The 7,448-nt window shown below is 44.3% G+C and carries 9 protein-coding genes and 2 tRNA genes; 3 read left to right on the top strand and 8 right to left on the bottom strand.

Going from position 1 to position 7,448, the window contains the following annotated elements:
• The 5 genes from QVO39_RS09130 to ribD all read right to left on the bottom strand — a co-directional run.
• A partial coding sequence (locus QVO39_RS09130; protein ID WP_353867183.1) for a dephospho-CoA kinase occupies positions 1–168 on the bottom strand: 168 nt, incomplete at its 3' end.
• A complete protein-coding gene (locus QVO39_RS03780; RefSeq protein ID WP_018028750.1) occupies positions 168–1,208 on the bottom strand; it encodes a YbbR-like domain-containing protein in 1,041 nt (346 codons plus the stop codon). The genes QVO39_RS09130 and QVO39_RS03780, both read right to left, overlap by 1 nt.
• A 45-nt stretch (positions 1,209–1,253) precedes the next feature.
• Entirely contained in the window at positions 1,254–1,577 is a 324-nt protein-coding gene (yajC, locus tag QVO39_RS03775) for a preprotein translocase subunit YajC (RefSeq protein WP_021903073.1), read from the bottom strand.
• Positions 1,578–1,595: 18 nt separating this feature from the next.
• Entirely contained in the window at positions 1,596–2,516 is a 921-nt protein-coding gene (locus QVO39_RS03770) for a transcription antitermination factor NusB (protein ID WP_288171729.1), read from the bottom strand.
• A 74-nt stretch (positions 2,517–2,590) separates the two neighbouring features.
• Entirely contained in the window at positions 2,591–3,580 is a 990-nt protein-coding gene (ribD, locus tag QVO39_RS03765) for a bifunctional diaminohydroxyphosphoribosylaminopyrimidine deaminase/5-amino-6-(5-phosphoribosylamino)uracil reductase RibD (RefSeq protein WP_288171728.1), read from the bottom strand.
• Between the two features lie 23 nt (positions 3,581–3,603).
• Here ribD and QVO39_RS03760 point away from each other — a divergent pair, with 23 nt between their 5' ends.
• The 3 genes from QVO39_RS03760 to QVO39_RS03750 are packed head-to-tail and all read left to right on the top strand — an operon-like array spanning position 3,604 to position 5,594.
• Complete coding sequence (locus QVO39_RS03760) at positions 3,604–4,422, top strand: N5-glutamine methyltransferase family protein (RefSeq protein ID WP_021903070.1); 819 nt, start codon at positions 3,604–3,606, stop codon at positions 4,420–4,422.
• A 1-nt stretch (position 4,423) separates the two neighbouring features.
• Positions 4,424–4,906 (top strand): regulatory protein RecX, encoded by a 483-nt coding sequence (locus QVO39_RS03755; protein WP_021903069.1) that lies wholly within the window; start codon positions 4,424–4,426, stop codon positions 4,904–4,906.
• A 1-nt stretch (position 4,907) separates the two neighbouring features.
• Positions 4,908–5,594: a ComF family protein gene (locus QVO39_RS03750; RefSeq protein ID WP_021903068.1), complete on the top strand. Its 687-nt coding sequence runs from the start codon at positions 4,908–4,910 to the stop codon at positions 5,592–5,594.
• On the opposite strand, the gene QVO39_RS03745 is transcribed toward QVO39_RS03750, so the two are convergent.
• From QVO39_RS03745 to QVO39_RS03735, 3 genes are all read right to left on the bottom strand, one after another.
• A complete protein-coding gene (locus QVO39_RS03745) occupies positions 5,559–6,917 on the bottom strand; it encodes an MATE family efflux transporter (protein ID WP_021903067.1) in 1,359 nt (452 codons plus the stop codon). The two genes, QVO39_RS03750 and QVO39_RS03745, sit on opposite strands and share 36 nt — an antisense overlap.
• Before the next feature lie 63 nt (positions 6,918–6,980).
• Positions 6,981–7,054, bottom strand: a tRNA-Arg gene (locus QVO39_RS03740).
• A 26-nt stretch (positions 7,055–7,080) separates the two neighbouring features.
• Positions 7,081–7,154 (bottom strand) — tRNA-Arg (locus QVO39_RS03735).
• Positions 7,155–7,448 lie beyond the last annotated feature (294 nt).

Below are 7,448 nucleotides of genomic sequence, written 5' to 3'. Positions count from 1 at the left end.
CACCCCAAAGCGGTCAATTATCTCCTCTCTTACTGAGGGGATAAAGTAGCTTTCCTTAGCTATTTTATCACAATCAAATAGTGGGATTCCATACAGCACATTAAGTGTTTGTAGCACAAGGCTTTTTCCAGCACCTACTTGCCCCGCTATTCCAATGACCTTTGGCATCACTCTTTTTCAATTATATACTCCACCGCATCTGGCTCCAATTGTATCATATGTAGCTCTTTAGGTACCATTGGAAGCCTCACCTTAAGCTTTTTAGTCCCTTCCGTAATCTCATCTACATCTATATATGGGTGAATCTGTGCAGATATATCCGATAGTTTTACGTCATCTAATGCTAGGTAAGATACCTTGATGCTAGATGGGAATAGTCGAATATTGTAGCCCTCTTCTAGATTGCGAACCATAATATTGGTGGCAATAAAAGAATTGTATTTGAGCGGTGCCACCTCAGTGGTTACCGTTACAGAGTCAGGGGTTAGCCTCACTCCATTGGGTGCTATTAAGGCTACCCGATAGCTACTAATTCCTTCTTTTGTTACCGCTAGAGGAGACTGCTCTGTACTGATCAATCCCTGAGTCATCCTTAGGCTATCAATGGAAGTGTTCAGTCCAAAGGCACTCACCTCCTCAGGCTCCATAGTTAAGGAAACCAATACCCTATTACTCTCCTCACCAAGGTCTACTTGACCACCAAAGAAGACGCCTACCTTTTCCTCAATAAGAGGAGCATACGAAAATGAGATATAGTCAGGGAAGAGGGCAATGTGAGCGTCATTTGAGTTGTTGAAGTGCTCATTAAAAACATCGTTGGTGTTTTTAATCTGGCGGATCAATTCTTCCCTGCCGATACTGATATATCCGCCCTCGGGCAAAATTTGGAGCGTGTCAATAGCCAACTTAAGGATCGGCTTGGCGGCAAACCATTGCCTAAAAGTATAGCTCATTAGCTCATTGCCACTAGCTGTAATAGCTATCTCAATCTCCTTAGGAATCCCTTTGGTCTCGTCTAGAGCGTATCTCAGGGGAAGGGTAGGGGCTTCTACAGCCATCGTAACCCGCTTAGTATAGTTGTCATTTAGCGCTTGAAATAACCAAAGGATAAATGAGAGTAGAAAGCAAAAAAGCAAAATCACCCATCTCCTACCTCTTGAGAAGTAGGAGACAGGTTTCAGTGACTTGATACTATTCCAAAATCCCATTATTGATTGGAATTGCTAAATGAGCTATCAGAAGCTCAAGGTTATTTACTTTTTGTTGGTGCTATTATCAGGGAGAGCAAATACTTGGTTGATATCCACCTTCATCTTCACACCTTCCCACACCTCAATGGTTACCTGTCCATTTTCAGGGTTGATCTCCCTGATGATGCCATAGATACCACCAGAGGTCATAATCTTATCGCCAGGCTTCATGGCCTTACGGGCTGCCTCCAGCTTTTTCTGTTGCTTGCTTTGAGGGCGTATAATCAAGAAGTAGAAGATTGCGATCATCAGCACGATCATGATGAGGGTGCTCATTCCTCCACCCATTGCACCAGCTGGTGCTTGTAGTAATGTCATTAGTTTCATATTTTCCTTTGTTTATAGTTAATTGCCTAGTATTTTTCCCTCATTCTTCAAGTCGGTAAATAGCTCATGAAGGATGCCATTGATAAATGTATGGCTAATTTCAGAACTGTAGTAGTGAGCTAGATTAAGGTATTCATTGAGAATGATACTGGTATCTATTGTGGGGAACTTTATCGCCTCGCTCACTGCAAGCTGTAAGATAATGTAGTCAATTTCACTTACCCGCTCCTTGTCCCAATTCTTGAAGTACTTGCTAAGTAGCTCGCGGTACTCCTCCCCATGTACAATGGCGTGCTCCAAGAGCGTTGGACCAAAGTCCTCATCATCCTCAGAGGCGTAAGGGGGTCTCAGCTGTTCGGAATAGGCTTTTTTCTCCGAAAGGCCATTATATACCTTAGTAACGAAGGTAAATACAATGGCGATATCGTCGTTTCTAAAGGTATCCGTCTCCTCTAGAATATCTGCAAATAGATCGCTCTGAAGAATGTTCTCACCATAAAAGGCTCTCCATGCTTTCTTTACCTTGTCAAAGTTATCCCAGTTGATCTGAAGTAGCTCTTCACGCTGGTCAATAAGAGTGTTGAGTAGCTTTTTGATAAAGTCCTCTACGCTATGGTTGGGCGTAAATGCCTGTTCACGAGCTTGGATATAGTTTAGGTCGCTACTAATCACCTGTGTGACAGGATTGTCAATAATGTGATTGAGCAACTTCACCACGCTCTCGTCTTTGCCAAACTTATCCTCCTCCTTCGCCAGTCTGAAGGCGGCAACTTCTTTCAAGTCATAAGGGAGTCCAGTGAGGTAGAGGTAAAGGTTGTAAGACTGGTCTAATGCATACCTCAGCAATCCAATAGCCCCTGGTATACCAATGTGCTTCACTTGATAATAGTTGTATAGCACTTGCAAAACCTTTATCCTTATTAGTAATCTATTTATCATTCGTCCACTTCGTATTTATTGCACTCAACTTCACCTCCACTTTATCCTATCTGCAAAGATACCATTTTCTACCGTTATTTGGTATAGTAGATCAACTGGTGGCGATCTATATAATCTATGTGACTAGGAGATAGACTAGAGGGCAGTTGGGGAGCTTTTACTCCATCGCCCAGTTGAATGGTTCCTACCTCTCTTCGGATGGTATCCCAAAGGTTGGCACGTAAAAATGACTGGATGATCTTAGCCCCTCCCTCTACCAAGAGCGATGTAATCCCTTGGTCGTAGAGACTACTCACCACTTGGCTGAGATCATCGGTGCCTTTTATCAAATGCCAATCACTTTTGGGCGTGAGTAAAGCATCACTTTCTCTATGGCTGTCTATGACATACACTTTGGGCGAAGGAAGCCCAGGGTATAGTCGGTTGTTCAGCCTAGGCTGGTCCATAATTGCTGTTCCCCTCCCAATAAGTATCGCATCGTGCTCGCCACGCAACTTGTGCGTAAGTAGCTGAATGTATGGAGAGGATATCTTGGCTGCTGGTTCACTTGCACTTCGATGGTAGTCAATATAGCCATCACTACTCTCAGCCCACTTGAGGGTGATGTACGGTCTTCTGAGTAGTTGATTGGTCATAAATATCTTAGCAACCGCTTTGCACTGCTCCTCTAGTAATCCTACAGAGACCTCCACTCCACCTTCTCTCAGTATTTCACACCCCTTTCCAGCAACTTTTGGGAAGGGGTCAAGGGTACCCACCACTACTTTTTTTACCTTTTGCTCCACTAGCATCTTAGCACAAGAGGGGGTACGGCCTTGGTGGGCACAGGGCTCTAGTGTTACATACATGGTGCTTTGGGAAATCAAGTGCCGCAGTCGTTGGGGTACACTAGCGATGCAATTAACTTCTGCGTGGTTATCGCCCTGCCTGATGTGATACCCCTGACCTATAATAGTATCATTGTATACCAATATGGCACCCACCTTTGGATTACTATTCACCTCAAAGTTTTCACCTCTACTGGCTAGGTAGATCGCCAGCTGCATATATTGTATATCTTCCACTTTTTTCTGCTATCTTTGTGCCAATGAATGAGTTTCAAACCACCAAGCAATGGCTAGCTACGGAGCTAGGTAGCTACTACTCTCAGGAGGAGGCGGAGTACATCGCACGTATCCTTCTCGAGGAGGCTTTTGGGCAACCCTATCCTATGCTCGTGGTTAGTGATGGCAAAGTTAATCAAAAGATTGATTTGCTTAAGGGCTGGCTTTCTCGATTATTGGGGCACGAACCACTACAGTATGTACTCGGACACACCCCGTTCTGCGGAATGGATCTCTATGTGAGTAGTGGCGTACTGATACCTAGGCCAGAGACCGAAGAGCTATGCTATATAATAAGGAGTAGGGGGCATCTATTCCCTGGTGCCACCTCTATTGACCTATGTACTGGTAGCGGTGCAATCGCCCTCTTTATGGCGAAGTGTGGTGCCAAGGTGGAGGCTATTGACCTAAGTCCCCATGCCCTCTCTGTGGCAGAGAAAAACATTCATCGCTATGACTTGGAGATTGATTTACAGCGAGCCGATCTATTTGACGACCACTTTAGTCCGAAGCATGAACAGTACGACTTGGTGGTGAGCAACCCTCCCTATGTACTCAATAAGGAGCGTATGGAAATGGAGCCACATGTGCTTGAGACAGAGCCGGAGATGGCCCTATTTGTACCCGACGACGATCCGATTCTCTTTTATAGGCGGATTAAAGAGCTATATAATAATAGTAAGGTACTCGCTTTTGAAATCAATCCTCTCTGCGTTGGGGAGTTGACGGAGCTGTTCAGTGATAGAAAAGTTGAATTCATCGAGGACTTTAATGGGAAAACTCGATATTTGATTGTGACGTGATATGGAGGCTGATGCGCTTAAAGAACTATTGATAAAAGCGGGGAGATATACTTCAAGGTATGAAAAGACCTCTAAGGAGGTGTCTGAAAAGCTATTGACTTGGTCCGATGGTGAGATTGAGCCTTCGGAGATAGAGCAGATAATTGACCAGTTAAAAAGCGAGAAGTTTATCGACGAAGAGCGGTATGCCGAGCGATATGTGAGGGATAAGCTAACGATGCTCAAGAAGGGCCCCATCTTGATCCGATATGAGCTTCAAGAGCGGGGAGTTCCCTCTTCGCTGATCCAAAAAGCACTCAGTGCTATACCTTACGACGATTGGTTTTCGGCTTTAGAGGAGTATCTGTCCCCTAAACTGGCAAGATACAAAACGAAGGCCAAAAATGAGTACGACCTGCGGATGCGGCTTGTGGATGCTGCCTATCGGAGAGGGTACCCATCGGATATATACGAGGAGGTGATTGACCGTCTTGAAATCTCGTGATATGCTTTTTGATGACCTCATTAATTTTATATATCCTGCCTATTGTGTGGATTGTGGTTGCCGGTTAGAGGGTAAGGATATCTTTTTGTGTCCAAAGTGCTTCGATGCACTTCCTAAGTACTTTGGCATGGAGAGTTATTATGATGCACAAGAGAGATTGGAAGGGCTGGTGCCATTCACTGAATTCCAAACCGATCTTATCTTTAGTAATCCTAGTGTTGTACGTACACTCATTCACAATGTAAAGTATAATGGCTTCCCCAAAACTGGTTATCATCTTGCAAAGCACTTCGCACAGCAACATTATGATGCGGGGCACTTTTTGGACGTAACCGTAATTGTGCCAGTTCCTCTGCTCAAAAAGAGATTGCATAGGCGTGGCTACAATCAGTCTACCTTTATTGCCAAAGGACTAGCTGAGGTCTACTCCTTACCTATTGATGAAAATCTACTAGCTAGAGGTGGAGGGCGTGGTACCCAAACGCATAGGGGAAAAGAGGCAAGGTGGCAACAGATTCAAGGAGCTTTCTACTCACCGCAGAAGAGTAAGGTGAGTGGTAAGCGAATACTCGTGGTAGATGATGTGCTCACCACGGGTGCTACACTAATCAATGCTGGTAGAGCTCTAATTGATGCTGGTGCAGAGTCGGTATCATTTTATACCTTGGCTCTTGATGTCCTTGTCTAGCTGACGAAGCACTCTAAAGTATCGGGAGATGAGGAGTAGGGCAAGGGAGGTAAAGCCTACAAAAAAGGCACACCAAATACCTATGATTCCCCACTCGAAAGTAAAGCCAAAGAGATAAGCTGCTGACATGGTTAAGACGAGGTAGCAAAAACAAGCTGCCCACGCTGTAAACTTTACATCCTGCATCCCTCTGAGTGCATTGGAAAATAAGATTTGAAGCATATCTGTCACTTGGTAGGCTGCTAGTGGAAGTATCACGATTGATGCTAGCTTGATAACTGACTCATCTGTGGTGAATATGTGTGGAATGTAGGTGCGAAAAGTGAGTAGTAGCACAATGAGTGTCAGTGCCATACTTATCTGAATCTTAAAACCCGATTTTACCACACCTCTGATCTCGTTACTCTTCTTGAGTTCATAGAAGTGACCTACACGGATCATCACCGCTGCCGACATTCCATAAAACATCAGGAAGCCAAGGGTACTCACTGTGTTGACTATTTGGTGCGTTGCCAGCTCGAGCGTGCCTATCCACCCCACCATTATGACCGCAATGCTGAATGATGCTGTCTCCATTCCTAGCTGAAGGGCTGAGGGCATCCCTATGCCACTGAGCCTCTTGAGTAGACCTCTATCTATAGCCCCCTTAGTGGAGTGGTTGGTCTCAAAAATGCTCTTAAATCTTGTCGTTCCGTGAACTTCATAGATAAGGATGGCGAGCATCACAAGTCGGGAGATGAAGGTGGCAAGTCCAGCACCCAAAAGACCTAGCTCAGGAAATCCCCACTTACCGAAGATGAGTAAGTAATTGAATACGATGTTAATGATGTTTGATAGAATGATGGCGGTCATTCCAATCTTTGTCAACCCTACACCGTCTACAAATTGCTTGTACCCATAAAAGATGATTAGGGGAATGATACTCACTAGATGAATCGTGTAGTATGGACGTATAAGACCAAGTAACTCATCGGGCTGACCAAACCAGTGAATATTGACTAAGCATATCCACATAACAAGTGTGATAAGGATGCCCACGATGGTATTAAGGAAGATACTGCTCTTCAGAAGGGAGCGAAGTTGGCCATTGCCAGTGGCAAATGAGCCGGATACAAGTGGGGTGAGTCCGTACGAAAATCCCATCGCAAAGACAAAGGCAATATTGATGAATCCATTGACAAATGATGCGGCAGCAAGCTCGGAGGTGCCGTATCTTCCAACCATAATATTATCAATAAAACCAACTAAAATAACTCCCATCTGACCAAGCATAATGGGGTACCCTAGCTTCAAAATCTCCTTCGTATGTCTACTGATATTCATAAGGGTGTCCGCTTATTTCAAAAAGAAAAAGGCAAACTATCCAAAGATGGTTTGCCTTAGTAGTGACCACGGCAGGATTCAAACCTGCAACCTTTTGATCCGTAGTCAAATGCTCTATTCAGTTGAGCTACGTGGCCAGTTATCCAGTCTTACCCGAGGGTAGTGACCACGGCAGGATTCAAACCTGCAACCTTCTGATCCGTAGTCAGATGCTCTATTCAGTTGAGCTACGTGGCCGTCGTTATTCATAGGCGTATGCCTTAACTGCGTGCAAAGGTAATAATAATTATTTATCTATCCAACATTTTAGATGAGAAATCTGCAGCGTTTCAAGTGTTGGAGTTTCTAACGAGAGCAAGAAGCCCTCCTCAATAAATCTTGTAGTACACCTTTATGATGTGAAAAAGTATGTTGATAATGAGGGGTTAATGGCCCCTCTTTAATAGATTGATATACAGTATATTATATCGGTCTTAGTTTAGTTGCAACTCAGCGATTACTTAGTTGCAACTCGTCATTTGCTTAGTTGCA

Origin of the sequence: Porphyromonas sp. CAG:1061, from assembly GCF_000435035.1 — a bacterium.
GTDB classification, from domain to species: Bacteria; Bacteroidota; Bacteroidia; order Bacteroidales; family Porphyromonadaceae; genus Porphyromonas_A; species Porphyromonas_A somerae.
The sequence above is the reverse complement of the archived record's forward strand: the minus strand, read 5'-3'. Positions and strand labels throughout refer to the sequence as shown.